Origin of the sequence: Kribbella sp. NPDC049584, assembly GCF_040675555.1 — a bacterium.
GTDB lineage: Bacteria > Actinomycetota > Actinomycetes > Propionibacteriales > Kribbellaceae > Kribbella.
In genome coordinates, this window is the sequence record NZ_JBFAPF010000007.1 from 121,367 (window position 1) to 146,823 (window position 25,457).

A 25,457-nucleotide genomic window follows, 5' to 3' on the forward strand; every position below is an offset into this window, starting at 1 on the left:
CTCATTTCAGTTTGGCCGCGGCCGATTCCGGCATCGGCTCGTAACGGGAGAACTGACGGCTGAACGTCGCCGCGCCGTGGGACAAGGACCGGAGGTCGATCGTGTAGCGAGTGATCTCCACCTGCGGTACTTCGGCCTTCACCAGCGTCTTGTCGTCGCCGACCTTGTCCGTGCCGAGCAGCCGCCCGCGCCGCCCGGACAGGTCGCTCATCACCGCGCCGACCAGGTCGTCCGGCACGAGCACCGAGACCAGATCCACCGGCTCGAGCAGGCTGACGTGCGTAGCGGCCGCCGCCTCGCGGAGAGCGAGCCCGCCGGCCATCTGGAACGCCATATCCGACGAGTCGACGCTGTGCGCCTTCCCGTCCAGCAGCGTGACCCGGATGTTCACCATCGGGTACCCGGCGGCCACGCCCTTCTCCATCTGGGCCCGCACACCCTTCTCGACGCTCGGGATGAACTGCCGCGGCACCGCCCCGCCGACCACCTTGTCGACGAACTCGAAATCCGATCCCTCCGGCAGCGGCTCCACCTCGATGTCGCAGACGGCGTACTGACCGTGGCCCCCGGATTGCTTCACATGCCGCCCGTGGCCCTTCGCCTTCCCGCCGAAGGTCTCCCGCAGCGGCACCCGCAACTCCACGGTGTCGACGGTCACGCCGTACCGGCTGGACAGAGCGTCGAGTACGACATCGGAGTGCGCCTCGCCCATGCACCACAGCACGATCTGGTGGGTCTCCGGGTTCTGCTCGATCCGCAGTGTCGGATCCTCGGCCGCCAGCCGCTGCAACCCGACCCCGAGCTTGTCCTCGTCGGTCTTCGCGTGCGCCTGGACGGCGATCGGCAGCAACGGCTCGGGCATGTTCCACGGCTTCAGGAGCAGTGGATCCGCCTTGTCGGACAGCGTGTCACCGGTCTCCGCCCGGGTCAGCCGGCCGATCGCGCAGATGTCACCGGCGACCACCTGACCGGCCGGGCGCTGGGTCTTGCCGAGCGGGAACGACAGCGCGCCGATCCGCTCGTCCTCGTCGTGGTCCTCGTGCGAGTTGTGCTCACCGAAGAACGACGTGAAATGGCCCGACACGTGAACCGTCGTGTCGGGCCTGATGGTGCCGGAGAACACCCGCACCAGGCTGACCCTGCCGACGTAGGGGTCCGACGTCGTCTTCACCACCTCGGCGAGCAGCGGACCGTCCGGGTCGCAGGTCAGCCCCTTACGGGCGACACCGTGCGGCGTGAAGACGTCCGGGATGGTGTGCTCGGGCGGCGACGGGAATCCGCTGGTGATCACCTCGAGCAGCTCGAACGTGCCGATGCCGGAGGCGCTGCAGACCGGGATGACCGGGAAGAACGAGCCGCGGGCGACCGCCCGCTCGAGGTCCTCGATCAGCACCTTCTGGTCGATCTCCTCGCCACCGAGGTAACGGTCCATCAGCGACTCGTCCTCGGACTCCTCGATGATTCCTTCGATCAGCGTGCCGCGCAGTTCCTCGATCTCATCGGCGTACGCCGCATCCGGCGCCGAGGTCGAACGTTTGCCTCCGGAATAGCCGTAGTACGTCTGGGAGAGCAGCCCGATCAGCCCGTCACCAGCGGGCAGGTAGAGCGGGAGGACCTTGTCGCCGAAGGCGGCCTGCGCGGTGGCGAGCGCGTTCTGGTAGTTGGCCCGGGCGTGGTCGAGCTTGGTGATCACGACCGCTCGCGGCACCCCGACCTGCGCACACTCCTGCCAGACCGCCTTGGTCGGCTCGTCGACGCCCTCACTGGCCGAGACGACGAACAGCGCGCAGTCCGCGGCGCGGAGGCCGGCGCGCAGCTCGCCGACGAAATCGGCGTACCCAGGGGTGTCGATCAGGTTGACCTTGACGCCGTCGTGCGGCAGCGAGGCGAGCGACAGGCCCACCGAGCGCTGCTGCCGGAGCTCGGCGTCGTCGAAGTCGCACACCGTGGTTCCGTCCAGGACGGTGCCGGGTCTGTTCAGGACTCCGGAGGCCACCAGCAGGGCCTCGACGAGGGTGGTCTTGCCGGAGCCCGACGGGCCGACCAGGACCACATTGCGGATGGCGGCCGGACTGTCCACAGCGGGCGCGGCTCCGGTGCCTTGGGAAGCATTCGTCTTGTCTGCCATGACGTTCCTCCTGGTCCACCCACGATTCCCCTAACAGACACTTCGCACAAGAGTCTTCAGGTCGCGGATTCGTGACCGCCTCCCACTCCCGGACCCTCGCGCTCTGTAGTGTCGCCGCCATGCTTAGAGCGCGTCTCCCGATCCCACGCCTACTGCGCGGCACTCGGCGGGCACCTCGCCGTGCTGGAGCGAAGGGAACGATGGCACCGCATCGACCCCTCCGCTCCAGCACGCCGAGGCACTCCGCCGAGCACCTGCTCGCTACGGCGTGGAATCGGGAGACGCGCTCTAGGGCACTCGGGGTCGTCGTCAGCACGTTGTTCGCCGTTCTGGCGCTGGCCGGTTTCGCGGTACCGGCGAGCGCCGGGACGGCGGACGCCGGTGACGAGATCAGGAACTTCCGGATCGACTACACCGTCACGGCTGACGGCGTGCTGCAGGTGAAGGAGACGATCGACTACGTCTTCGGGAGCACCGGCCGGCACGGCATCTACCGGGACCTGGTCACCCGCGAGCCGTACAAGGACGACGACTCGAAGGACCAGGAGTATCAGGTCTCGGAGATCAAGGTCGCCTCGCCGACGCCCGGAGTGAGCACCGAGTTCACCACGCAGACGTTCAAAGAGAACAACCAGCGCAACCAGAACACCCAGATCAAGATCGGTTCGGCGGACCGCACGGTCCCCGGCAACGAGGCGACGTACGTGATCTCGTACGACGTACGCGGTGCGCTGCGGCACTTCGCCGACCACAGCGAGCTGTACTGGGACGCGACCGGCAGCGCTTGGTCCGCAGTGATCAACCAGGTGACGGTCAACGCCACAGTCCCACAGGGCGTGACCCGGGTCGACTGCTTCGCAGGTGTGGCCGGGTCGACGCAGACGTGCCCGCAGAAGTCCATCGTCGGTCAGCGCGGCGTGTTCGGCGCCTCCCAGCTCGAACGCGGACAGCAGCTCACGATCGTCGCCGGCATCACCGCGGGCGCCGTACAGAACGACACCCCGATCCTGGTCGACCCGCCGAACTGGCTCGAGCGCAACGGGCTGTCCTGGCTCTCGCTCATCGGCGCCGGCGTGGTCACCGCGGTCTCGATCGTCCTCGCCGCCGTCTACGCCAAGTTCGGCAACAAGGACCAGCGGTACGCCGGAATGCCGCCGGGCACGTTCCCGCCGGACGGCGTTGCGGCCGAGCCGGTGAAGGACGAGCTGAGCAAGGACCAGATTCCGGTCGCGTTCTCGCCCCCGAGGATCCCGGTCGCCGAGGGAGGCCTGCTGATCGACGCCAAGGCCACCACGGTCGAGACCGCGGCGACGCTGATCGACATGGCGGTGCGCGGCGGCGTACGGATCGACAACACCGGTGACTCGCAGAAGGCCGTTCTGCTGAACCCGGCGGTCGCGACCGCACCGCACGAGCAGGCGCTGATGTCCGGGCTGTTCCCGACGCTGCAGCCGGGCTCGGAGGTGCTGCTCCAGCGCGGTGCCGTCGGCGACAACACCATGCGGAACGCGCACAACGCGATGATCGCCGCGCTGCGGGAGCAGGTGAAGCAGCGCGGGTGGTACCTGCGGATGCCGCGGGCCGGCGGCGGATCGCCGTTCAAGAGCGGCTTCGGATGCGCCTGCATGGCCATGATCGGGCTGTGGGTGGTCGGCGCGGGCTTCGCCGGCACGATCACCGCGGCGGCGACCGGCGGTGCCGGCCGGGCGGTGGTGATCGCGATCCCGGTGATCGCCGTGATCGTTGCCATCGGCATCTGGATCGGGATCCGTGGCCGCGGGCAACGGAACCCGGCCGGACGAGCGGTGACCGACCAGCTGGTCGGCTTCGAGAAGTACCTGGCCACGGCCGAGGCGGACCAGCTGCGGTTCGAGGAGGGCGAGGACATCTTCTCGAAGTACTTGCCCTGGGCCATCGCTTTCGGGATCGCCGACCGCTGGCAGCGGGTGTGCGAGCAGCTCGTGGCCGCGGGCCGGCTGACGCCGGACCCGGTCTGGTACTACGGTCCGTCCTACTACACGTCAGGCTGGACCGCGGGCGCGGTGGGCGCGACCCTCGCGAGCACCTTCGACCCGCCGCCCACACCGTCCAGCTCGGGCGGAGGAGGCGGCAGCTCGTCAGGCTTCAGCGGCGGGTCCTCCGGCGGCGGAGGCGGCGGCGGGGGCGGCGGCAGCTGGTAGGCGGCGCCGCCTTGCGCGCGGTCGGAGCGACGACCGTCAGACGGTCCCACCGGCGGCCACCGGAGCCGTCGGGTCGCTCGCGGCCTGGGCGACGACCTCGCGGGCGAGGAAGTCCTCGAGGTGGAACAGGTTCTCGCCGGCCCGGTTGGCCACGTTCACCAGGGTCTTCATCGCGGCGACCTCCTCGACCTGCTCCTTGAGGAACCACTGCATGAATTGCTCGCCGATGTAGTCGCTCTCGTCCCGCGCGGTCCGGGCCAGCGTCTCGATCTGCTTGGTGACGGTGATCTCCTGTGCCAGCGCGAGCTCGAGCGGCTCGAGCGCGGTCTTGAAGTCGGACTCGACCTCGCCCACCGACGGGATCTGCGGCCGGATGTCGTTGTCGAGCAGGTACTGCACCATCATCATCGCGTGATTGCGCTCTTCCAGGGACTGCTTGTAGAAGTGCGAAGCCAGCCGGGGCAGGTCCTGCTCGTCGTACCAGACAGCCACTGCCACGTACTGCTGTGACGCCGTGAATTCGTTACGGATCTGCTCCTGCAGAAGTTTTTCGTACGTGCTCATGGCGTCAATCTAGTGCCGACGTCCCAGTTGGACGACGCGGACACTGCCGTCCGGCAGGCCGATCCGCACCGTCGTACCGTCCACCGTCACGTCGAGACCCTCGGCAAGCGCCTCCGGTCGCAGCGCGTCCCGCGTCAGCAGCACCGCGTTCACCAGCACGAGCGGTTCGCCGTGATGCGGGGCGGTGAGGTACGGCGTAGCCGAGTGCGCACCGAACGGGTTCGCGCCGAGCCCGCGATGCACGCCGGCCTCGTCGTACCCGTGCAGGCCGACGACTGCCGACACCAGCCCGTCCGCGTTCCGCGCCGATGCGGCCGCCGTACCAACTGTTGCCTCAGGCAATGGCTCGCCGGCGACCGCGAAGCCGCCGCTGCGCACCGACGCACCGTCCGGCCCCTCGACCAGCGCACACCGGATCTCCCACCCGTTGTGCACCACGGACGTGATCTCGATCGCCCACGGACCTTCGGAACCAAGCCATGCCTTGTGCCATGAGGACGCCGTCTGCTCATCCACTCCGAGCCGCCGGATCCGGCCGCGGCCGCTGGTGACACCGTCGGGCGAGACGAGCGAGATCAGGTTGTCCACCTGCGGCTCGTGGTCGGACAGGTCCGGACCGGCGTGGTTCGCGTACGCGAGCCGGTTGTAGTGCGGGTCGCCCGCGGGCTCCACGCCCTCCGGCTCGGCGACCGGCGCGTGGTCGGCCCCGTGGTTCACCAGCTGCACGACCTGGTCGTGGCGGCTCGCGTGGACGATCCATCCCGGCTTCGGCATCGCCCGTTGCTGATCCGCGTCGTCGAGCGGGATCGAGTCCTCCGGGTCGGACCACACCGGGTGCTCCGGCGGCAGGATAAGCCCCACGAACCCCTTCGAAGCCCAATACGGCGAGCCGGGTCCGGAGTACTGCTGTGTCGTCGGCAGGAACGTGTCGTACCACCCGAGGGTCAGTACGCCGCGCTCATCCGGCACGCCATGCTGTACGAAGTGCCGCGCGATCCCCGAGCACAGCCGCCGCGTCTGACCCGGCGTCAGGGGAGTGGAGTCGAGCAAAGCGCCCATCCAGTACGGCGCAGCCGCGGCCATGCGGTAGGTGAGCGACCGGCCCTGGTAGATCGGTGCGCCGTCGTTGCCGACGAGGTGCACCGCGTCTTCCAGGAAGAGATTGATCCGCTCGCGGTACAGCTTCAGCCGGTCCTCGTACTGCGCACCCGGCGTCGCGGCGGCCATCCGCGCCCAGAGGCCCGGGTAGAGGTGCATCGCCCAGCCGATGTAGTTGTCGAAGTTCTGCCCGTCGCCGTCGGAGTACCAGCCGTCACCGACGTACCAGTCCTCGATCCGGTCGAGGCCGCCGTCGATGTCGTCCTGCGAGTACGGCGCACCGACGGACGCGAGGAACTGTTCGCTCACGACCTGGAACAGCCGCCAGTTGTTGTCGTGCGTCGTGGACCCGTTGAACCCACCGAGCCATTCCGCGACGTGCTCCTGCGCCCGCGTGTCGAGCCGGTCCCAGATCCACTCGCGCGTCTCGTGCAGCGACACCGCGATCGCCGCCGCCTCGACCATCTGCTGCGACCGCGGGGTGAGCCGCAGCCACGCCTCGGGGTGGTCCGGATTCGCTCCGTTCGCGACACCGCGCGCGTACCGCTCGATCAGGTCTTCGCAGCCCTTGCCCTGTACGCCGGCGATCCGGAACGCGGCCAGCATGAACGACCGGGCGAAGCCTTCGAGCGCGTCCGACGCCGTACCCGATCGACTCGGCCGGCCGGGCAGCTCGACGAGCGAGGCGCCGGGGGAGAAGTACGGCACGAGCGAGTCGAGGAGGTGATCCGCCAACGCCTCCCAGTGCGCACGGCTCCACCCGGTCTGGCGGGAGAGCACACGGTCGGTATCGGGCAGTACGAGGCGGCTCATGCCAGCCTTCCGAGTTCGTTGGCGGTGATGGCGTGTTGGAGGGGCTGACCGGTCGCTAGGCGTTCGAGTTCGCTGACGGCCATCTCGCCCAGGCGGGCGATTTCGTTGCCGACGGCACCGGCGACGTGCGGGGTAACGAAGACGTTGGGCAGGTCGAGCAGCGGCGAGTCCGGCGGGAGCGGCTCGGGATCGGTGACGTCGAGTACGGCGTCGATCCGGCCGGAAACGCACTCGTTCAGCAGCGCGTCGGCATCGATGATCTTGCCCCGGGCGGTGTTGATCAGCACCGCGCCGTCCTTGAGCAGACCGAGCAGCCGCCCGTCCACCAGGCCGACCGTCTCGGGAATCAGCGGCGCGTGCACGCTGAGAATGTCGCTGCGCTCGAACAGCGCGTCGTTGCCGACCAACTCCGCACCGAGCGCGGCAGCCTCGTCCGCGGTCAGGTACGGGTCGCTGATCAGCACCTTGAGATCGAACCCGCGCAGCCGCTCCGCGACCATCTTCCCGATCCGTGACGCTCCGAGCAGGCCGACCGTCGTACCGTAACTGCCCGGCATCCCGTGCGGGTCGGCCTTCCGCCGTTCGATCCGGTACTGCGCCGCGAGCCGGAACGCCCGCTTCCCGGCGAGCACGATCGCGGCGACCGTGAACTCGGCGACCGGCTGTGCGTTCGCGGTGGCCGCCGACGAGACCCGGATGCCGCGGTCGAACGCGGCCGGGTCGACGATCGCCTTGACCGAACCGGCCGCGTGCAGGATCGCCTGCAGCTTCGGCGCCGCGTCGAGCACCTCCGGACCGATCCGCGGGCAGCCCCAGCCGGTGAGCAGTACGTCGACGTCCGGCAGTGCCGCCCGGACGGCGGGATCGGCGAGGAAGCTGGACCCGGGGCCGACCGGGAGCACGGTGGCGATCGCCTCGAGCCGCTCCCGGACGTGTGGCACGAGGACGCGGGACCTGGCGTCGTCGTGCATCGCCAGCATGACGGTCAGGGCGGAATCTGGTTCGCTGCTCACGACGCTAACCTAGCAAGCGCTTTCCCGCCTGTCTCGGCGATGGCCGAGTCTTGGAACATCCTGAATCTTCGCCGCGGCCGGAATTTGTGCCCCGAGTGACGGCGTTGGACTGGATGAACGGCAGGATAGAGGGGCCTACCCGCCCTGTTGGCGACTGCGTGAAGGAGAACGACGATGCTGCGACCGGACGACCTCTACGAGATCGTCGACGAGTCGGTGGCGACCGGCCCGGCGGCGACGCCGAAGGTCATGGTGCACTCGCTGGACGGGTTCATGGACGCGGGACAGGCCGGCCGGGTGACCGCCGACCACCTGCTCGAGGTGCTCGACCACCGGCTGCTCGCGCGCTTCGACATCGACCTGTTGCACGACTACCGGGCCCGGCGGCCCGAGGTGACGTTCGCCGAGGACCGGTTCACCGACTACACGCCGCCGCACCTGAGCCTGCACCTGCTCACCGACGACGCCGGCGTCGAATTCCTGCTGCTCGAGGGCGCGGAGCCGGACAACCACTGGGACCGGTTCGCCGGGGCAGTGCGCCAGCTGATCGAGCGGTACAACGTGACGCTGACGGTCGGCGTCCATGGCATCCCGATGGGCGTGCCGCACACCCGTCCGCTCGGCCTGACCGCGCACGCGACCCGGCCCGAGCTGGTCACCCGCTCGAACATCTGGGACGGCGAGATGGTGCTGCCCGCGAGCGCCGGCACGATGCTGCAGGTGCGACTGGGTGAAGCCGGCAAGGACGCGATGGGCTTCGCCGTCCACGTCCCGCACTACCTGGCCGAGAACCGCTTCCCGGGCGCCGCGCTGGCCCTGGTGCACGCGATCTCCGCCGCGACGGGCCTGCTCCTCCCTAGTAAGGCCCTGCTCGACGAGGCCGCCGTCACCGGTCGGCTGGTCGACGAGCAGGTCGAGGCTTCCGAGGACGCAAGTGCGGTCGTGAAGGCGCTCGAGACGCAGTACGACGCCGCTGAGGGTTCCTTGTCCCGCAAGAGTCTGCTGGCTGACTCGACGCCGTCGGCCGACGAGCTGGGCGCCGAGGTGGAGCAGTTCCTGGCGGAGCTGAACCGCGAGGACAACGACTAGCCCGCTGCGGGTTCTGCGTACGGGCCTGTCAGGATGAGGCATGCCTGAGTCGCTGGAGGACCTGGTCGAGCTGCTCGACCTGGAGATGATCGACGTCGACCTGTTCCGGGGCCGTCAGCCGCAGACCTCTATGCAGCGGGTGTTCGGCGGTCAGGTGCTGGGACAGGCGCTGGCCGCCGCCAGCCGCACTGTGGATCCGGAGCGAGTCGTGCATTCGCTGCACGGCTACTTCCTGCGGGCGGGCGACACGTCCGTGCCGATCGTTTACCGTCCGGAGCCGACCCGCGACGGTGGCTCGTTCAGCAGCCGGCGCGTCGTGGCCTCGCAGAACGGCAAGCCGATCTTCTACATGTCGGCGTCCTTCCAGCGCCCGGAGCCAGGCCTCGATCACCAGGATCCGATGCCGGACGACGTCGTACCGCCGGAGGAGGCGCCGCGATTGGCGACCGTCCTCGAAGCGCGGTCGGGCCGGCCGGCGGCGGACTGGGATCGTGAGTGGGCGGCGCTCGACGTACGACTTGCCGGGTTGACGGGCCGCCAGTTCTGGATCCGTGCCGCGGGCAAGCTTCCCGACGATCCCGCATTGCACGCGTGTGTGCTCGCTTATGCGAGTGACCTCACGCTGCTCGGTGCCAGCCTCCTGCCGCATGGCATCGTGATCGGCGACCGTCGCATCCAGCCCGCGTCGCTGGACCACGCGCTCTGGTTCCACCGCCCGTTCCGCGCCGACGAGTGGCTCCTCTACGACCAGTCGTCCCCGTCGGCCTCGGGCGCCCGGGGCTTCGCGACCGGCCGCCTGTACGCGCAGACCGGCGCGCTGATCGCGTCGGTTGCGCAAGAGGGTCTCATCAGGCCCGTTGGCCTGGACTCCGATCTGCTAACGTAGAAACGTGATTAAGCGCGCAGTAGTGACGACGACGCCGAGGTTCGTCCCGGCGCGCTGACATCTGACTGTCTACCGAAGCCCCGGGGCGAGTGCCCCGGGGCTTTGTTGTGCTCGGTGGTCGCTCGCTCCAACTCTCTTGGAGGAATCATGTACGACCACCGCAAGATCGGCCGCGAGCTCGGCCTGTTCGACTCCGACCCGCTGATCGGCGCCGGCCTGCCGTACTGGCTGCCCGCCGGTGCCGCTGTCCGGCGTGCCCTGGAGAGCTACATCTCCGAGGTCGAGCGAAGAGCCGGCTATCAGCAGGTCTATTCGCCCGTACTCGCGAAGCGTGAGCTGTACGAGATCTCGGGCCACTGGGCGAAGTACCACGACGACATGTACCCGCCGATGGATATGGGCGCTGAGCAACTGATCCTGCGGCCGAGCATCTGCCCGCACCACGCGCTCATGTATCGCTCTCGCTCGCACAGCTACCGCGAACTCCCGCTCCGGTACTCCGAACTCGGCGGCCAGTACCGCGCCGAGCTGTCCGGCGCGATCGGAGGTCTCAGCCGGGTCCGCGCGATGCAACTCAACGACGCGCACATCTTCTGCCGCCTCGACCAGGTCGCTTCGGAGGCCGCTTCCGCGTTGGCCCTGATCAACCAGGCGTACGCCGACATGGGCATCAGCGCGTCGCGCTACGTCCTCGCTCTCCCCGCGGAGGACGCGCAGTTCGGCGATCCATCCAGCAAGTACGTCGGCGACGCCGCGAGCTGGGCCGAAGCCGCTTCGTTGCTCCGGGACGTCCTGGAGGCGGCCGGCATCGACTACGAGGAGGTGCCCGGCGACGCGGCGTTCTACGGGCCGAAGATCGACATCCAGCTGGAGGATTCGGCCGGCCGCGAGTTCAGCCTGTCGACCGTCCAGATCGACTTCCACCAGCCGGCGGCGTTCGGCCTCGAGTACATCGGTGCCGATGGCAACAAGCATCGTCCGGTGATGGTGCACCGGGCGATCGTCGGCAGCATCGAGCGGGCGATGGCGCAGCTGATCGAAGTACACGGCGGGGCGTTCCCGGCGTGGCTCGCCCCGGTGCAGCTCGTCGTACTCCCGATCTCGGACGACGAGGAGAAGCGTGCCGTCGAGGTGGCCCGCCGGGCGGTGGATCGTGGTCTTCGGGTGGAGATCGCGCACGCGGACGAGGGCAGCCTCGGCGCACGGATCCGCGAGAACCGGTTGGCGCCGTACCAGGCGGTCATCGGTGCGCGCGAGGACGAGGCCGGTCTGCTCGCGATCCGTGAGCGCGACGGCGGCCGGTGGGATCCGGAGGCGATCGGCGAGGTGCTCGATCGGATCGTGGAGCTCAGTTCTCCTGCAGCTGTCCGATCAGGTGAGTGACCTCATGGGACTCGTCGTACAGCGCGAAGTCGATCGTCTTGCCGGTTTGCTGGTACCCGAACTGGACCCGGGACGGCAGTAGCAATGGCTTGCGGAAGTCGACGCGGACCGTGAAGGCGTCAGGCAGGTGCCCGGCGCGCTGGAGGGACGCGAGCGCGGCAGCCTTGGCCCACATCCCGTGCGCGATCTGGCGCGGGAACCCGAACGCCTGAGCGGTCAGCTTGAACAGGTGGATCGGGTTCCGGTCGCCGGAGGCGCCGGCGTACCGGCGGCCGAGGTTGCCGCGCAGATCCCACCACGCGTCCGCCGGCAGGACCGGGTCGGTGAGCAGGTCCGCGTGCGCGCCCGGAGTGCCGGCCGTGCGGCTGAGTAGCGTGGTCAGATCGCTCCACACCAGCTCGTGGTCGACGAAGACCTCGCTGATGATGTCGAAGACCGTGCCCTTCGGGTGCGCGCGTTCGGGCGTGCTGTGCACGCGGATGGCCGGTTCGGCGTGGATCGGGATCGGCTGCTTCTGCGTGATCGTGTTGGACAGATGCACGATCCCCATTGGCTTGTACGGGAACGAGGGGTCGGACATCAGGTCCAGGTGCAGCGGAAACGCCAGCACATGCGGGTACGTCGGCGGCACCGCCGGCCCGGCCTGGAACCCGGTGACATCGCGGTACGCCGTGAGGTGGTCCTGGTCGATCGCCGACCGGGGCAGCTCGAGCGTCAGCCCGTCCTCGTCGGGCTCGTAGTCGGCCCTGCGCAACGTGGCCCGCACGGTGCGGGCGTAGAGCGCGCCGAACTTGGGGGAGTCGTCGTACCGACGGGTCGGCATGTCATGCGCCCAGGATGCTCTGGCCGCAGACGCGGACCACGTTGCCGGTCACGCCGGCCGACGCCGGATCCGCGAACCACGCGATGGTCTCGGCCACGTCGATCGGCAGCCCGCCCTGTTGCAGCGAGTTGATCCGGCGGCCGACCTCGCGGATCGTGAACGGGATCTTCGCGGTCATCTCGGTCTCGATGAACCCGGGCGCGACCGCGTTGATCCGGATGTTCCGCTCGGCCAGCTTCGGCGCCAGCGCCTGGACCAGACCGATCACGCCGGCCTTCGAGGTCGCGTAGTTCGTCTGGCCGTTGTTGCCCGCGATCCCCGCCATCGACGAGACCCCGATGATCGAGCCGCCGTCCTTGAGCGCGCCGGACTCGATCAGGTACTCCGTGATGCGCTCCGGGGCGCGGAGGTTCACGTCGAGGACGGCGTCCCAGGCGTCTGTCCGCATGTTTGCCAGCCGCTTGTCCCGCGTGATCCCGGCGTTGTGGACGATGATGTCGAGCCCGCCGTACTGCTCCTGCGCGTGGGCTGCGATCCGCTGTGGGGCGTCGACCGCGGTGACGTCGAGGAGGAGCTCGGAGCCTCCGAGCCGGGTCATGACCTTGCGCAGCGCGTCCGCGTTCTGCGGTACGTCGACGCCGATGATCGTCGCGCCGTCGCGGGCGAGCGTGTCCGCGATCGACGCACCGATACCGCGGGCCGCGCCGGTCACCAGGGCTGTGCGACCGCTCAAGGGTCGGGTCGGGTCGTTGCTTACTAGCGGGCCGGTCCCGATCCGCGCGACCTGGCCATCGACGTACGCGGACTTGGGGGAGAGGAAGAAGCGGAGCGTCGAGTCGAGCTGCTCGTGGGCGTCCGGGGCGACGTACACCAGGTTGACCGTGGCGCCGCGCTTCACCTCCTTGCCCAGCGAGCGGGTGAAGCCCTCGAGCGCGCGCTGCGCGACGTGCTGCTCGGTGGAGGTGGCGAGCTCCGGCGTACGGCCGACGACGATCACGCGGCCGGCCGGCGCGAGCTGGCGGATGACGGGGGAGAAGAAGCGCTGCAGGCTGGTCAGCTCCGCGGTCGTGGCGGCGCCGGTCGCGTCGAAGACGAGTGCCTTCGGGCGGATGCCGATCGACGCGACGCCTTCGGTCGCCGTACTGAACGAGGCGCCGATGTCGCGCAGCAGGGCCTGGATCGCCTTGCCGGCGTCGGTCTCCCCGATCGCGCCGAAGACGACCGGCCCGTCGATCACCGGTGACCCCTCGACCCAGCGCTGCAACGGCGTCGGGTCGGGCAGGCCGAGGTTCTTCACCAAGGTCTGCCCGAGCGGTGTCCGGGTGAAGGTCTGGTAGCGGTCCGTCATCTCAGCTCCTACTTCTCGAGGATGGCGACGACACCCTGGCCGCCCGCGGCGCAGATCGAGATCAGGCCCCGGCCGCCGCCGTTCTCGTCCAGTTGCTTGGCCAGCGCGGCGACGATCCGCCCGCCGGTCGCCGCGAACGGGTGGCCCGCGGCCAGCGAGCTGCCGTTCACGTTCAGCTTGTCGCGATCGATCTCGCCGAGCGGCGCGTCCAGGCCGAGCCGCTCCTTGCAGAAGATCGGATCCTCCCACGCCTTCAGCGTCGACAGCACCTGGGACGCGAACGCTTCGTGGATCTCGTAGTAGTCGAAGTCCTGCAGCGTCAGCCCCGCCCGCTGCAGCATGCGGGGCACGGCGTACGCCGGTGCCATCAGCAGGCCCTCGGCACCCTTCACGTAGTCGACCGCGGCGGTCTGCGAGTGCGTCAGGTACGCGAGGGGCCTCAGCCCGTGCTCCTGCGCCCACTCATCGGTGCTCAGGAGAACGGTCGACGCGCCGTCGGTCAGCGGGGTCGAGTTGCCGGCCGTCATGGTTGCGGTTTCGCCTTTGCCGAAGACCGGCTTGAGTTTGGCGAGCTTCTCGAGTGTCGTGTCGGGCCGCAGGTTCTGGTCCTTCTCGAGGCCGAGGTACGGCGTGATCAGGTCGTGCTGGAAGCCGCGGTCGTAGGACTTCGCGAGGTTGATGTGGGAGTTGTAGGCGAGCTCGTCCTGCGCCTCGCGGGTGATGCCCCACTCGAGCGCGGTCAGCGCGGCGTGATCACCCATCGACTTGCCGGTCCGCGGCTCGGCGTTGCGCGGGATCTCCGGCACGACATCCTTAGGACGGACGCGGGCGAGGACCTTCAGGCGGTCCGGGTACGTCTTGGCGCGATTGAGGTCGAGGAGGACGTTGCGCAGGTGATCGTTGACCGCCACCGGCGCGTCACTCGCGGTGTCGACGCCACCCGCGATGCCGACGTCGATCTGACCGAGCGCGATCTTGTTGCCGACCAGGATCGCCGCCTCGAGCCCGGTCCCGCAGGCCTGCTGGATGTCGTACGCCGGGGTGGTGGCGGCGAGCTTGGAGCCGAGGACCACCTCGCGGACCATGTTCCAGTCGCGGGCGTGCTTCAGCACCGCGCCGGCGACCACCTCGCCCACCTCCTGACCGCCGAGGCCGGCCCGGTCGACCAGACCGTTCAGCGCGGCGGTGAGCATGTCGGAGTTGGAGGCGTGCCGATACGTCTTGTCCTGCCGGGCGAACGGAATCCGGTTTCCGGCGACGACGGCCACCTTGCGGGTCTCGGTCACGATGTCTCTCCTTTGGACTTTCGTGCGGTGGCGGAAGTTCGCTGGATCTTGAGTGCTTTGCGTCCAACAGCTGTTGCGAGTGTTGCCGTGATGGCAGTCTCTCGCACGGTACCGACATCCGCGTGATGCACCACCGGGTGTCCGGGCTGTCCGCTCGACACGATCAGTCCGACCCTTGCCATATGCAACGATCCGAGTGTCTGTGTGTACAGGTGATTGGCCAGGTAGGCGGTGTCGACCTCGTCGAACACACCGGTCCGCTGCCCGGCCTTGAGGATCGCCGCGATCCGCTCCAGCGGCGCGGCCATCGCCGTACCGAGTTTCAGCATCACCGGCTCGGTGATCTCGCCGAACAGCTCCTCGCCGGTCCTTCGGAGCAGGCTCATCGCGCAGTCCGTGAACGCCGGGTAGGCCAAGCAGAAGTCGACGAAGGTCTCGCTCAGCGCCTTGAGCCGGTTGAGCGGCGCTTTGCGCGGGTTGTCGGCGCTCGTCAGCTGGTCGTTCAGCTCGCTCAGGTAGTCGACCAGCGTGAGCGCGAACAGCTCTTCCTTGCCGGCGAAGTGCCGGTAGATCAGCGCCTTGTTGATACCGACCCGCTTGGCGATATCGTCGATCTGGGCGTCGATCGTGCCTCGCTCGTCGAACAGTTCGCGGGTGGCCCGGATGATGTCCCGCTCCCGGTCGCGACGACGCTCCGCCGTGGTCCGGCGGCGTCCGATCGCGAGCAGCGCGGAGCTCATGGATCGATCTTAGCCACAGCGGTACCCCTCAGTGCAAACGACGGTTACACTCATCGGTAACATCGTACTGCCGCCTGTTGGAGGATGTTGATGACCATGACCGATCCGAAGTCCGCGGTCTCCGCCGACGTGATGGCGTTGGCCGGCGAACTCGGCGCCGAGCGGTCCCGAGCGGGCTGGAGTTCGTTCTCGCTCCAGCTGAACGACGAGCAGCGCGAGATCCGCGACTGGGCCCACGCGTTCGCCGCGGACGTGATCCGCCCGGCCGCCGCCGAGTGGGACGAGCGCGAGGAAACGCCCTGGCCGGTCATCCAGGAAGCCGCCAAGATCGGTCTGTACGGCCTGGACGCCAACATCAACCTCTTCATCGACCCGTCCGGTCTGCTGATGCCGCTCGTCCACGAAGAACTCTTCTGGGGCGACGCCGGTATCGGCATGTCCCTGAAGGGCACCGGCCTCGCGTCGTCCGCCATCTTCTCCAACGGCACCCCGGAGCAGTGGAGCGAGTGGATGCCCCGCTGCTACGGCACGGCGGACGACGTACGTGTGGCTGCCTTCTGTTCTTCCGAGCCGGGAGCCGGCTCCGACGTCTCCGCGATCCGCACGCGGGCCGTCTACGACTCGGTCAGTGACGAGTGGGTCATCAACGGCCAGAAGGCCTGGGCCACGAACGGCGGCATCGCCGACATCCACGTCGTCGTCGCGACCGTCGATCCTTCGCTGGGCACCAAGGGCCAGGCCGCGTTCGTCGTACCGCGCACCGAGGTTCGTGGCCTCGAAATGGGCACGAAACTCAAGAAACACGGCCTCCGCGCCTCCCACACCGCCGACGTCTTCTTCGACAACGTCCGCATCCCCGCCGCAAACGTCCTAGGCGGCAAGCAAAAACTCGACGAGCGATTGGCGCGCGCCCACGAGGCTCGCAAGTCCGCCGCTGCCGGCTCGTCCGGCCGCAACGCTTCCATGGCCACCTTCGAAATGACCCGCCACATCGTCGGCGCCCAAGCCATCGGCATCGCCCGCGCCGCGTACGAAGTGGCGCTGGACTACGCCAAAACCCGAGAACAATTCGGCCGCCCCATCATCGACAACCAAGGCATCGCCTTCAAACTCGCCGACATGGCAATGGAGATCGACGCCGCAAGGTTGTTGGTCTGGCGAGCCGCCAACATGTCCGCCGCCCTCATGCGAGGCGAAACCCCCGACTACCGCCACGGCGAAGGCTCCATGGCCAAACTGAAGGCCGGCGAAGTAGCGGTCAAGGTCACCGAAGAAGCCATCCAAATCCTAGGCGGCAACGGCTACACCCGCGAATACCCAGTAGAACGCATGCACCGAGACGCCAAGATCTACACCATCTTCGAAGGCACCTCCGAAATCCAGCGCCTGGTAATAGCCCGAGCCATCTCCGGCATGCGCATCCGGTAGACGTTTCCGCAGGTCACAGGCTGATCTGAGGTTGGTCAGGGTACAGGCCGTCGTCCGGCTCCCAGGAGGTAGTGGGGGATCGTACGACGGCCTGCTCCGTGACTGCTCCGTGAGATTTCAGAGAGAAGAGACGAGAGAGTCTGGAATCCACAGCCTTCCGCGCCCGCTCGTGCGACGACGGCAGCATGTGCGTGTAGAGCCTCAGCGTGAACCCCGGGTTGCTGTGACCTAGGTACTCGGCCAGCTCCTTGATGTTGACGCCGTCCGCGAGGGTGATGCTCGCGAAGTAGTGCCGAAGCGCGTGCATCCCATTCTTCCGGCTCGAGACGTACTGCCGCCGACCCCGCCGGTCCGTTTTCTCCCAAGGCAAGGTGTACGGGCGTGGCTCGCGCGCCTCGATGTGCTCCTTGAGAATCAGCGCCGTCCCGTCAGACATCGGCACCGTCCGCTCGGTGTCGTTCTTGGGCAGCGCAAACACGAACTCTCTCCCGAGCTTCTTCACCTGCCGCCGAACGTGGATGACCATCTCCTCGAAGTCGATGTCCTCCTCAGCCAGCCCAAACAACTCACCCTGCCGCAGCCCACACGCCGCCCCGACGGATGCAATCGGCCGGTACTCCGGGGCGTGACCCTCAACGATCCGGAGCACGACATCGTCGCTCCATGCGATCGTCCGTCCACCCTTCTCCGCGGGCACCTTGACCGCCCGCCCCTTCGCCGGATTCTTCTTGATCGCCTCGTCATCCACCGCGATCTCCAACGTCCCGTGCAAGACAAGAAACGCCGTACGCGCAGTCGACGGCCCGAACCGCGCATCCAGATCAGCGACCCATGCAGCAATCTCCGACGGCTTGATCGTCCGCAACTGCCGCCGCCCAAACACCGGCTCCACATGCAGCCTCAACGACGATTCGTACCGGATCAGCGAAGCCGGATCCACCACCCGCGAAGCCAACCACCGCCCCGCAACCTCCGCGAACCGAACCTTCCCCGCCTCCGGATCGATGTACTCCCCACGCTCCCGATCCGTCTCCATAGCATTCGCATGCCGCTCAGCCGGCCCCTTCGTACTGAACGCCTTCGTCCGCTCCCGCCCCTCCGGATCCACCCACCCCGCCAACCACCGCTTCCCCTTCCCCCACCGCTCATTCCGAACCCGCACCGTGCTGCCGTCAGCCTGCTCCACCGGCCGAGTCCACAGATCCTTCACAAAAGCCACCGCACCGCACCTCCGCCGTTGTCGATGTGTGGCTGATCAACGCATGGGGGGAGCGGATCTGGGAGCAGGTACGACTGTATCGCTGCGGTGTCGCGGCCTTCGAGACATCTGGGAGTGCCGCCTTGACGCGGTCTACTGCTGGAAGATTCCGGCCAGATCGGTCGCTGCCGAGACCAGGCCGGCGAGCGTCGCTATGATGGCAGCCCAGAAGAGGACACTGTCCCGCACATCGTGCGGTCGCCTGGCGCTCTTGCCCTCCTGGCGAAGCTGCGGGTCAGGTCGTGCACTGGCTGTCCGGCCCGGCGGGTTTGGCTGTGCGGATTTTCGACGCCAGCCGAAATGACCGAAAAACTTCGCCCAGGTATGGCCTTCGGCGTTACCACATCCGAACAGCACGCCGTTGCTCGGGTTGGGACACCGTCGGCCAGTTCGCGTTGTCACGCCGCAGCTGGTCGGCGCCTTGAGGGCAATCAACCAGCAAGGCACCGCGACGGCCACGGAGCCTGTCCACAGCGCGGAACTCCAGTCGTGCTGGTCGATCGAATAGATCGAATATGCGGCGGCGGCAATCGCTGTCACGACGACCGCGAACGCGGTCTCGTGTTTCCGCTGTCGTGATCTGGCCATCTATCACCCCCGTGTCGCGTGAAAGGATCATGCGGCGGAGCACGATTCTCTACCCGGTGGCGCCGCGTGGCACCTCGTCCGGCGAGTCATGGTCGACCGAACGAAGTTCAGACCGGTGTGCCATCGAGGCCTCTCAGGTGATGGCCCGACGGCAGGTCGTGACGTCTGTCGGGTATTCGACGGCGAATCCGAGGATCGCTCGGGCCTCTCTAGCAGGTCGGCATACGTCGAGACTTGAGCCGACTGAGGTGCGCGTTGTACGAGCATGTCGAGGCGGTGACAGGATCTTAACCACACGCCTTGACCTTGAACCGGCGTCCAGGAGTTGCACCGTGTGGTGGCAAGTGGGCCGGTCTGCATGCTCTCCTACGCAACGGTCGTGGGTAGATGGCCGCTGTCCCGACCGAGCTCCTGGGCGGACCTACGGCTCGGAAGACCCGCCCTACCGCGTAGGCCCTGCGGCTAGGTGAGTCGATGGGTGGCCTGTTGCGACTCCGAGTTGGCACTCCAGATCACAACCGTCGTTTAATGCGCACGATCCGCAACTCTGAGCTTGGCAACAGAACGTGATGGGTGCATAGTGCTATGCCAAGCAGGCTGCGTGCGGCAACTGGGGGGCCAGGGCCGCACCTGCTCGGAACGTTGGGGGGTTCGGTTTGTTGCGGTACATCTGCATGCAGTCCCCTCAGCACATAGGGGAGGAACTGGATGTACGAGATCGACTTTCTACCTGTAGAGAGTGCCAACGGCCCAGGCAGCAAGAGCGGCGACGCTATCGCGATGAGGTTCAGCGTCGGCTCGGATTCAGCCGTGGTCGTGATCGATGGCGGGTTCACAGACACGGGCGACGACCTTGCGGCCCATATCAAGAAGTACTACGAGACAGCTTATATCGACCTGATGATCTCAACTCACCCCGACGCAGATCACATCAACGGTCTTGCGCGCCTGATGGAGCAGACCACCGTCGGGGAGCTGCTAGTGCATCGCCCCAGACTCCACGCTCGTGATGTCACAGAGTTCAGCAACATCGAGGCGGTGGACAACCTCATCAAAGTGGCGACTGACGCTGGCGTCAAGGTGACTGAGCCGTTCACCGGACTGACTCGATTTGGTGATCAGATACGGATACTAGGCCCGACTGAGGCGTACTATGAAGATCTTCTTACACAGTCGCTGGACCAAGAACGTTCTGGTTTTGCCGCGAAGTCTCGCCTGCTTGCCTCGCTAGAACTGTCGAGTGAAGTGGACTTCCTGAAACGTTTCCTCCAGTTCATGCCAGAGGAAACTCTGACTGATGAAGTCGAGACTAGCCCAAGAAACAGCACGTCCGTAATCACACTTCTCACAGTTGATGGTCATCGGTTCATGTTCACCGGCGACGCCGGCATTCAGTCCTTGGAAAAAGCAGCGGATGAATATGAAAGAGTATACGGAGCATTCAATGTTCGTGGACTGAAATTTTTCCAGGGGCCGCATCACGGTAGCCGACGCAATCTCGGGCCCACTATCCTCGATCGGATGTTCGGCACCGAGAGTTCGCCCTTCGGTTCGTTCGATTCAATCATCAGTTCGGCAAAGGCCTCGACGAAACACCCGTCGCCGAAGGTCGTCAACGCATTGAAGCGGCGTGGCGGCAGAGTGTACGCCACTGAGGGGACGACGATTTGCGAGCCTAGTATCGATGCTCCGAGTCGGGGATGGATTACGTTGGACCCGCTGCCGACGCTCGTTGAGGACGACGATGCCGAGTAGTCTTGCCGATCTGTTCGATCTTTATAGCCTTCGGGCTCGGGTCTATCCAGGCCTTCTGGCGCTCGCTCCTGCCGTTGGCGCCGTCTACCTCATCTGGAGTCCGCCCGGTTTTCAAAAAATCTGGCCAGCATTCGTTGGGGCTGGAGGTTCCTTTCTTCTGGCAAATCTGGTCCGAGGTCGCGGAAACAGCGTTGAGGGCAGATTGATCGAAGATTGGGGCGGTTGGCCCACCACCCATGCGCTCCGCATGGCGACGCATCAGAACACAATCATTCGGGATCGTCGCCGTAAGCGGCTTGAGGAAATCGCCGACGTTAGACTTCCCGACCTTGCTATGGAGCGATTGAATCCGAAGGCAGCGGATGACGAATATTATGCGGCAACCCGTAGGCTAATCGTACTTGTACGCGCCAAGGCCGAGAAGTTTCCTCGTGTTCAAGAAGAGAACACTCACTTCGGCTTTCGACGAAACATGTATGCGATAAAGCCCGTCGCGTTGGGAATCTTGACGCTGACCCTCATTCTGTGCGCCGCCAGCATAGGTACTCGTGGGCTGCATTGGCCGACGGCCGTCAGTGTCGCAGTCGCTTTGGCGCTGGCTCCGGTGTGGGCGTTCGCGGTTAGGTCAGGATGGGTGCGACAGGCAGGCGAGAAGTATGCGGAGCGACTACTCGAAACGTTGGACGACCCCACCTTGACCGAATAGCGCGATTCTGTCGCGTTACTTGCCAGGGTATGTTTCTCCTCTCCAGGACACATTGGCTTGAGGTCGGCGAGTAGATGCAGTCGGTCGAGGTTGGAAGCCGTCAGGTCGCTGTCGAGAAGGGTGCGGCGGCTGGAGAGACGGGCCGGCTTGTGGTGGAGGTCGATGTTGGGGCGTGGGGTCGCTCGTGGTTGGTTCTCGTCTCCGGGCGAGTTGGGCTGTTTGGCCTCAAGGTCGCCTGGCCGTCGGTGAGAGCGTTGATGGGGTAGTGACTCTTTACGCTGTTGAGGTGCAGGGCTGGAGTCGGGCGCGGGAGACGTGATTCGTACAGGCCGGGCGTGTCAGAATGCCTTGCATGCCCCTCGAAGGACTCGGTGACTCCGGTCCACTGTTGGAGACTAGCGCCGCAGTCGGCGCAACCCAGGTGGCCATGACGTCGCCGGCTGCGTGACGACCATGTACCTGGTACGCCGCGCGAGCTTCGCAGTTGACGGCCCTCCCAAGCAGGCCGCGGTGACAGTCCCGAGGACGTACTCTGGCTCCGATCCGCCGCAGGCGAGACCGACGAGATCCGTACCTGCAGCGTCTGTCCGGCCTCAGCCAACCCTGGTGAGGTCCCTTCAGCGTTGTGGAAATGCGCTTGGAAAGAGCGTCTTTCGTGGCCAAGCCATCGACTGCGGGCGACTTATACTGCGTGGCCGTCGTGGAGGTAGGCGACTGTCTTGGACTCGTCTGCGTCGAGAGCTGCTTGAAGACGTAGCCACACATATGGCCGTAGGCGATTCCGTGCTTCGTCTGGCGTGAGGAGTGCGTATCGCGCTAGCTCGTTGTGGTTCGGCTCGAGGTCTGAGATCTGCCCGGACGTAAGCTGGCCGGCGTCGAAGATGAGCATCAAAGAGTCGTCCCAAGGACCATGGGGTGAGACCCAGTCGATGCACACGAGCGTCAATTGGCCAGCTGTCACCTCGAGGTTCAGCTCCTCCTTGAGTTCCCTGATGAGGCCGTCGATTGGTGGTTCGTTTGCCTCGATCATGCCTCCGGGAAGGTCCCAGTCGGGTTTGTAGTCGGGGTCGACGAGGAGGATTCTGCCTTGTTCGTCTCGGAGGATCGCGTCGGCGCCGACCCGTTTTCTGGCCTGCCTGGCGTTTCCTTCGGCGAGGTGTTTCTGCCACGCCTCGGGGTCGCGTCGGTAGAGCGGTTCGTCGGCAGTCATCGTGGCGTTGCCTGGGCTTCGAAGGCGTCTGAGGCGATCCATTGCTGGAGCCAAGTCCGCTGTCGCATGGTGTCCGCGAGGAGCTGTCTGGTTTCGTTGACGGTTGGCGAGTCGGCGTACGGCGAGAGTTGGTCGTTGATCTCTCTGAGTTGCTGAACGACGAGCTGGGAGCCTAGCGATTGGCTTGAGTCGATGACGTCGCGTGTGACGCGGCACGCCTCGTCAGTCTCGCCTTGTTCGATCAGGGAGGTGATCAGGAAGAGCTGTCCGAACGCGTGGCTCCGTGTGCGATTGGACGGGCGGAGTTCGAGGATGAGCTGCGCGTGCTTCTGCGCCTCCGCCGGCTTTCCGAGGTGCTGCATGCATCGCGCAGCCTCGCTTGCGAGGCTTCCACGGTCGAAATGGCTGACCCAATCGGACGGCGCCTCCTCCTGAGACCCGCCGAGCGCAGCTTCAGCCTGTCCCAGGAGCACGCGGGTCTCCTGATCGTCTCCAAGGGCGGCTCGTCCTCTGGCTTTCATTGCTAGGAGACGCGCAGCTAACTCGGGATTCCGGGGGCCTTCGGCGAGCGCATCTTGGCCGGCTTGGGCGAAGCGAATGGCGTCGTGCGGGTCGACTCGGTGGTGTGCGAGGTGACTGAGACTGGCGAGTACGTGGACGCCGAGCTGGCGGTCCTGGCCGGCCTTGGAGAGGTGGAAGGCGCGCAGGAAGTGGCTGTACGCCCGGTCGTCGCGTCCCGCGTCGTGAGCCATCCAACCGGCCATCTCGGTCAGCCCCGCGGCGGCCGTGAACACGGCGGGGTCTTCGACCACCGAATCGCCGCCGAACAGCCGCGGACCTACCTGAGTGTGCAGGTACTTGACCACGGCGGCGTACAGGTGGCCGCCACCGACTTGCCGGTCAGCGGACCGGAAGGCCTGCATTGCGAGCACGTCCGGTCCTTCGGCGCGCTTCGCCAAGAATGCGTTAGCCCCGTGTTGCTGCGGCCGCAGTTCAGTGGAAGGCAGGGGCGTAGGCCCGTTTCGAATCGCCTCCGGCTCAGACGTCGCCCCTGGACTCAAGAGAGTCTCCAATCGAGCGGCGAACCGCGACTTCTCGTCATCGCTCGCCGCCGCAAGGAGCGAGTCCAGACCTTCTTGGTTAATCGGTCTCGGGCGGATGTTGGCTCCGCCGGCCTCCCAGCGGGACACCATTCGTTCGCTCACGCCGATGCGTTGGGCGAACTCGCGAATGCTCAAGCGCTGCGATTCGCGCAGCGCCCGTACTTCGCGGCCGGACCAGGCCTGGACCATCACGGCCTCAGTCTCCCATCGTCCGACCCGCGCATCTACCTGGGCCGCGCCGTGCAGGTTCGGTGGAAGTTCAGTGCTGCGTCAGCGGCAATCCATGGTGCGTGCTGTGCGGTCTGCTCGACGCTTACGTGTACCGATCAACAGCCAATCGAGCGCTGAAGAGCAACGGGGTTAGAGACAGATGCGAGTGGCCTTCGGGTACTTCAAGAAGCACTTCCTGATGAGCGATCCCGAGATCGCGGCGCGTCGGCAGGCGATCGTCGGTTGCGCGGGAGCGAACGATTGCGTGCTTGTCGCGCTCTTCATCGATGAATTGGAGACTGCGGCCGATGAACTGCACAAGGCGCTCGCTGCCGTGTTGGAGGTCGACGAGGGCGTCCTGATCCTGCCGAACCTTCTTCATCTTGCGGCAGCCGGAAATCCGATCGAGCTTCGTCGGCACCTCCTTGCCAGCCACGTCGAAGTCCTGCTGTCGGAGGTTCCCAAGCTGGCGGGGCGGGTGTGCTGAGAGGGGTCCCCTCCTCAATGGCCCTGCACTCCGCGCCCGTTCCGCCCTCCATCAGAGCCTCATCGCCGGATCTCCTCACGGATCACGGGGCGAGGATCTGAGCCCGGTCCGGTTGGCGCTGACACCTCTCAGCGCCAACCGAACCGGAGCACCGCTCGCTGCCGACACTCGCGGACCATTTGGTGAGCTGAAGCGGAGTTCCGCCTACATCCGATCCCACCTGCGGTACGGGTTTCGAGCCGATATCAGGCGCGTCTGTGCGCGGCGTACGGCATCGCGGAGGTTTGCGTTGGCGCGCTGAAGTTCGGTGACTTGGTGCTGCAAACGCACCACTTCTGTGAGCAGCAGGGTCACGTGTTCGGCCTCGAGCGCTTCTGCTGAGCGGACCCGTTTTCGGCTTCGCCAGTTGCGGAGGCGGCACCGATCTGAGCAGAACCGTTGGTCGGATCTGGAGGCGGTGTAGGTGTCGGCGCAGTGCTCGCAGACGTGTTGGCGGGCGGTCAGATCGTGGCCGAGCGGGGGTGGGAGGTCGTCCATATATGTTCAACGTGCGGCGCGTGAAGTTGACGAAATACGCGTTGCACATCGCCGAAACGCCTCGAATGCCAGATGTGTGCCGGTCGTGCTGTCGTCGTTTCGGCGGGGCGAGGGTGTGTTGGCTGCCTCGAACGTCTGGCAACTTGTTGAGCCTTCACCTACAGGTCAGGTGACCAAGCCGCGCTGGTTGGTGGCAGAGTGTGCAGGGTCTCGAGTTGGATCTGGACCCCGAATCCGATTGGTGGAGATAGCGGCCTGCGCGGGTTACGCATACGAATGCGTGCCGAGCTCGTGCAGGTTGGGGCAACTCGTCGACGGCGCGATCTTCAGTCGAACGGCTGACTGCGACTGCGTCGAGGAGAGCAGGTTGCCGGAAGCGCTCGCACCGGCGGACTCTTTGACGACTCGGTCAGTCGGCATGCGCTGAGCCGGGTCGACCTGGCGGGGGTCGCGTCGATCCTCCGGAGCGGGGTGCAGCCGAGCAGAACCCGACCGAGACCAGTTGGGAGATGCAGGTCTGCGTCTCCGTTCGCCGGAGATTTCGCTTGCTCACGGCACGCGGCAGCCTCGGTCGTCGCGTTCACGATGAATGAGTCGTCGTTGTCGTTGGCTCTCGACGCCATCGGACACTACGAACCGAACCGGGGTACGCCAATCGAGTACTCCGACGACGCCGGATCGACCTGGCGCCAGGCGCCGATCGTCGGCGGCAAGGCAATGTTCCCGACAGCCGCCGGGAACATCGTCTCAGTGCGCTCGACAGCAACCGACGCAATCGGCAACACCACGAAACAGATCGTGATAGCCCCGTACAGCACGCGGCA

At 66.5% G+C, this 25,457-nt stretch carries 23 protein-coding genes; 8 read left to right on the forward strand and 15 right to left on the reverse strand.

Features of this window, described 5'->3' with window-relative positions; genetic code table 11:
* Position 1 precedes the first annotated feature (1 nt).
* Positions 2–2,128, reverse strand: coding sequence for an elongation factor G-like protein EF-G2 (locus AB0J62_RS23980; RefSeq protein WP_363875076.1), 2,127 nt, complete (start codon positions 2,126–2,128; stop codon positions 2–4).
* Between the two features lie 200 nt (positions 2,129–2,328).
* On the opposite strand from AB0J62_RS23980, the gene AB0J62_RS23985 reads away from it, so the two are divergent.
* A complete protein-coding gene (locus AB0J62_RS23985) occupies positions 2,329–4,308 on the forward strand; it encodes a DUF2207 domain-containing protein (RefSeq protein WP_363875079.1) in 1,980 nt (659 codons plus the stop codon).
* Between the two features lie 36 nt (positions 4,309–4,344).
* On the opposite strand, the gene AB0J62_RS23990 is transcribed toward AB0J62_RS23985, so the two are convergent.
* The 3 genes from AB0J62_RS23990 to AB0J62_RS24000 are packed head-to-tail and all read right to left on the reverse strand — an operon-like array spanning position 4,345 to position 7,796.
* Entirely contained in the window at positions 4,345–4,872 is a 528-nt protein-coding gene (locus AB0J62_RS23990; RefSeq protein WP_363875082.1) for a ferritin, read from the reverse strand.
* Between the two features lie 9 nt (positions 4,873–4,881).
* Positions 4,882–6,783 (reverse strand): DUF2264 domain-containing protein, encoded by a 1,902-nt coding sequence (locus tag AB0J62_RS23995; RefSeq protein ID WP_363875085.1) that lies wholly within the window; start codon positions 6,781–6,783, stop codon positions 4,882–4,884.
* The gene (locus AB0J62_RS24000; RefSeq protein WP_363875088.1) at positions 6,780–7,796 is read right to left on the reverse strand and encodes a hydroxyacid dehydrogenase; all 1,017 of its coding nucleotides are present in this window, start codon (positions 7,794–7,796) and stop codon (positions 6,780–6,782) included. The genes AB0J62_RS23995 and AB0J62_RS24000 overlap by 4 nt, the downstream gene beginning before the upstream one ends.
* Before the next feature lie 174 nt (positions 7,797–7,970).
* Here AB0J62_RS24000 and AB0J62_RS24005 point away from each other — a divergent pair, with 174 nt between their 5' ends.
* The 3 genes from AB0J62_RS24005 (at position 7,971) to thrS (ending at position 11,154) form a co-directional block, all read left to right on the forward strand.
* Positions 7,971–8,885, forward strand: a complete 915-nt coding sequence (locus AB0J62_RS24005) for a PAC2 family protein (protein WP_134099475.1) — start codon at positions 7,971–7,973, stop codon at positions 8,883–8,885.
* Positions 8,886–8,925: 40 nt separating this feature from the next.
* Positions 8,926–9,771 (forward strand): acyl-CoA thioesterase II, encoded by an 846-nt coding sequence (locus AB0J62_RS24010; protein WP_363875092.1) that lies wholly within the window; start codon positions 8,926–8,928, stop codon positions 9,769–9,771.
* A 147-nt stretch (positions 9,772–9,918) separates the two neighbouring features.
* Positions 9,919–11,154, forward strand: coding sequence for a threonine--tRNA ligase (gene thrS / locus AB0J62_RS24015; protein ID WP_363875095.1), 1,236 nt, complete (start codon positions 9,919–9,921; stop codon positions 11,152–11,154).
* On the opposite strand, the gene AB0J62_RS24020 is transcribed toward thrS, so the two are convergent.
* The 4 genes from AB0J62_RS24020 to AB0J62_RS24035 are packed head-to-tail and all read right to left on the reverse strand — an operon-like array spanning position 11,120 to position 15,351.
* Positions 11,120–11,977 (reverse strand): MaoC/PaaZ C-terminal domain-containing protein, encoded by an 858-nt coding sequence (locus tag AB0J62_RS24020; protein ID WP_363875098.1) that lies wholly within the window; start codon positions 11,975–11,977, stop codon positions 11,120–11,122. The two genes, thrS and AB0J62_RS24020, sit on opposite strands and share 35 nt — an antisense overlap.
* A 1-nt stretch (position 11,978) precedes the next feature.
* Complete coding sequence (locus tag AB0J62_RS24025; protein ID WP_363875101.1) at positions 11,979–13,325, reverse strand: 3-oxoacyl-ACP reductase; 1,347 nt, start codon at positions 13,323–13,325, stop codon at positions 11,979–11,981.
* 8 nt (positions 13,326–13,333) lie between these two features.
* Complete coding sequence (locus tag AB0J62_RS24030; protein WP_363875104.1) at positions 13,334–14,611, reverse strand: acetyl-CoA C-acetyltransferase; 1,278 nt, start codon at positions 14,609–14,611, stop codon at positions 13,334–13,336.
* Positions 14,608–15,351 carry a TetR/AcrR family transcriptional regulator gene (locus AB0J62_RS24035; RefSeq protein WP_363875107.1) on the reverse strand — a complete coding sequence of 248 codons (744 nt, stop codon included), beginning with the start codon at positions 15,349–15,351 and terminating at the stop codon, positions 14,608–14,610. The genes AB0J62_RS24030 and AB0J62_RS24035 overlap by 4 nt, the downstream gene beginning before the upstream one ends.
* A 132-nt stretch (positions 15,352–15,483) precedes the next feature.
* Here AB0J62_RS24035 and AB0J62_RS24040 point away from each other — a divergent pair, with 132 nt between their 5' ends.
* Positions 15,484–16,779, forward strand: coding sequence for an acyl-CoA dehydrogenase family protein (locus tag AB0J62_RS24040; RefSeq protein WP_363875110.1), 1,296 nt, complete (start codon positions 15,484–15,486; stop codon positions 16,777–16,779).
* A gap of 13 nt (positions 16,780–16,792) precedes the next feature.
* Here the strand turns inward: AB0J62_RS24040 and AB0J62_RS24045 are convergent, their stop codons facing one another.
* Positions 16,793–17,815 (reverse strand): tyrosine-type recombinase/integrase, encoded by a 1,023-nt coding sequence (locus tag AB0J62_RS24045; protein WP_363875113.1) that lies wholly within the window; start codon positions 17,813–17,815, stop codon positions 16,793–16,795.
* A 315-nt stretch (positions 17,816–18,130) separates the two neighbouring features.
* Entirely contained in the window at positions 18,131–18,625 is a 495-nt protein-coding gene (locus AB0J62_RS24050; RefSeq protein ID WP_363875116.1) for a hypothetical protein, read from the reverse strand.
* A gap of 708 nt (positions 18,626–19,333) precedes the next feature.
* Between AB0J62_RS24050 and AB0J62_RS24055 the strand changes: the two genes are divergently transcribed.
* Together AB0J62_RS24055 and AB0J62_RS24060 are read left to right on the forward strand one after the other, a co-directional pair.
* The gene (locus AB0J62_RS24055; protein WP_363875119.1) at positions 19,334–20,380 is read left to right on the forward strand and encodes an MBL fold metallo-hydrolase; all 1,047 of its coding nucleotides are present in this window, start codon (positions 19,334–19,336) and stop codon (positions 20,378–20,380) included.
* Positions 20,370–21,086 (forward strand): hypothetical protein, encoded by a 717-nt coding sequence (locus AB0J62_RS24060; RefSeq protein WP_363875122.1) that lies wholly within the window; start codon positions 20,370–20,372, stop codon positions 21,084–21,086. The genes AB0J62_RS24055 and AB0J62_RS24060 overlap by 11 nt, the downstream gene beginning before the upstream one ends.
* A gap of 682 nt (positions 21,087–21,768) precedes the next feature.
* Here the strand turns inward: AB0J62_RS24060 and AB0J62_RS24065 are convergent.
* Together AB0J62_RS24065 and AB0J62_RS24070 are read right to left on the reverse strand one after the other, a co-directional pair.
* Positions 21,769–22,296, reverse strand: coding sequence for an NUDIX hydrolase (locus tag AB0J62_RS24065; RefSeq protein ID WP_363875125.1), 528 nt, complete (start codon positions 22,294–22,296; stop codon positions 21,769–21,771).
* Positions 22,293–23,588 (reverse strand): helix-turn-helix transcriptional regulator, encoded by a 1,296-nt coding sequence (locus tag AB0J62_RS24070; RefSeq protein WP_363875886.1) that lies wholly within the window; start codon positions 23,586–23,588, stop codon positions 22,293–22,295. Before AB0J62_RS24070 ends, AB0J62_RS24065 begins: the two co-directional genes overlap by 4 nt.
* Positions 23,589–23,808: 220 nt before the next feature.
* On the opposite strand from AB0J62_RS24070, the gene AB0J62_RS24075 reads away from it, so the two are divergent.
* Entirely contained in the window at positions 23,809–24,096 is a 288-nt protein-coding gene (locus tag AB0J62_RS24075; protein ID WP_363875128.1) for a hypothetical protein, read from the forward strand.
* A 204-nt stretch (positions 24,097–24,300) separates the two neighbouring features.
* Here the strand turns inward: AB0J62_RS24075 and AB0J62_RS24080 are convergent, their stop codons facing one another.
* The 3 genes from AB0J62_RS24080 to AB0J62_RS24090 all read right to left on the reverse strand — a co-directional run bounded on the left by AB0J62_RS24080 (position 24,301) and on the right by AB0J62_RS24090 (position 25,421).
* Positions 24,301–24,633, reverse strand: a complete 333-nt coding sequence (locus tag AB0J62_RS24080; protein ID WP_363875131.1) for a DUF2116 family Zn-ribbon domain-containing protein — start codon at positions 24,631–24,633, stop codon at positions 24,301–24,303.
* 264 nt (positions 24,634–24,897) lie between these two features.
* On the reverse strand, positions 24,898–25,053 hold the full coding sequence (locus AB0J62_RS24085) for a hypothetical protein (protein WP_363875134.1): 156 nt from the start codon (positions 25,051–25,053) through the stop codon (positions 24,898–24,900).
* 209 nt (positions 25,054–25,262) lie between these two features.
* Complete coding sequence (locus AB0J62_RS24090; RefSeq protein WP_363875137.1) at positions 25,263–25,421, reverse strand: hypothetical protein; 159 nt, start codon at positions 25,419–25,421, stop codon at positions 25,263–25,265.
* Positions 25,422–25,457: the final 36 nt, after the last annotated feature.

What these genes read in the sequence shown, in the direction of transcription:
- AB0J62_RS23980 (WP_363875076.1), bottom strand. Translation starts at nt 2,128, where the DNA reads ATGGCAGACAAGACGAATGCTTCCCAAGGCACCGGAGCCGCGCCCGCT.
- AB0J62_RS23985 (WP_363875079.1), top strand. Translation starts at nt 2,329, where the DNA reads ATGGCACCGCATCGACCCCTCCGCTCCAGCACGCCGAGGCACTCCGCC.
- AB0J62_RS23990 (WP_363875082.1), bottom strand. Translation starts at nt 4,872, where the DNA reads ATGAGCACGTACGAAAAACTTCTGCAGGAGCAGATCCGTAACGAATTC.
- AB0J62_RS23995 (WP_363875085.1), bottom strand. Translation starts at nt 6,783, where the DNA reads ATGAGCCGCCTCGTACTGCCCGATACCGACCGTGTGCTCTCCCGCCAG.
- AB0J62_RS24005 (WP_134099475.1), top strand. Translation starts at nt 7,971, where the DNA reads ATGCTGCGACCGGACGACCTCTACGAGATCGTCGACGAGTCGGTGGCG.
- AB0J62_RS24010 (WP_363875092.1), top strand. Translation starts at nt 8,926, where the DNA reads ATGCCTGAGTCGCTGGAGGACCTGGTCGAGCTGCTCGACCTGGAGATG.
- thrS (WP_363875095.1), top strand. Translation starts at nt 9,919, where the DNA reads ATGTACGACCACCGCAAGATCGGCCGCGAGCTCGGCCTGTTCGACTCC.
- AB0J62_RS24020 (WP_363875098.1), bottom strand. Translation starts at nt 11,977, where the DNA reads ATGCCGACCCGTCGGTACGACGACTCCCCCAAGTTCGGCGCGCTCTAC.
- AB0J62_RS24025 (WP_363875101.1), bottom strand. Translation starts at nt 13,325, where the DNA reads ATGACGGACCGCTACCAGACCTTCACCCGGACACCGCTCGGGCAGACC.
- AB0J62_RS24035 (WP_363875107.1), bottom strand. Translation starts at nt 15,351, where the DNA reads ATGAGCTCCGCGCTGCTCGCGATCGGACGCCGCCGGACCACGGCGGAG.
- AB0J62_RS24040 (WP_363875110.1), top strand. Translation starts at nt 15,484, where the DNA reads ATGGCGTTGGCCGGCGAACTCGGCGCCGAGCGGTCCCGAGCGGGCTGG.
- AB0J62_RS24045 (WP_363875113.1), bottom strand. Translation starts at nt 17,815, where the DNA reads ATGGAGACGGATCGGGAGCGTGGGGAGTACATCGATCCGGAGGCGGGG.
- AB0J62_RS24050 (WP_363875116.1), bottom strand. Translation starts at nt 18,625, where the DNA reads ATGGCCAGATCACGACAGCGGAAACACGAGACCGCGTTCGCGGTCGTC.
- AB0J62_RS24055 (WP_363875119.1), top strand. Translation starts at nt 19,334, where the DNA reads ATGTACGAGATCGACTTTCTACCTGTAGAGAGTGCCAACGGCCCAGGC.
- AB0J62_RS24060 (WP_363875122.1), top strand. Translation starts at nt 20,370, where the DNA reads ATGCCGAGTAGTCTTGCCGATCTGTTCGATCTTTATAGCCTTCGGGCT.
- AB0J62_RS24065 (WP_363875125.1), bottom strand. Translation starts at nt 22,296, where the DNA reads ATGACTGCCGACGAACCGCTCTACCGACGCGACCCCGAGGCGTGGCAG.
- AB0J62_RS24070 (WP_363875886.1), bottom strand. Translation starts at nt 23,588, where the DNA reads ATGGTCCAGGCCTGGTCCGGCCGCGAAGTACGGGCGCTGCGCGAATCG.
- AB0J62_RS24075 (WP_363875128.1), top strand. Translation starts at nt 23,809, where the DNA reads ATGAGCGATCCCGAGATCGCGGCGCGTCGGCAGGCGATCGTCGGTTGC.
- AB0J62_RS24080 (WP_363875131.1), bottom strand. Translation starts at nt 24,633, where the DNA reads ATGGACGACCTCCCACCCCCGCTCGGCCACGATCTGACCGCCCGCCAA.
- AB0J62_RS24085 (WP_363875134.1), bottom strand. Translation starts at nt 25,053, where the DNA reads ATGCCGACTGACCGAGTCGTCAAAGAGTCCGCCGGTGCGAGCGCTTCC.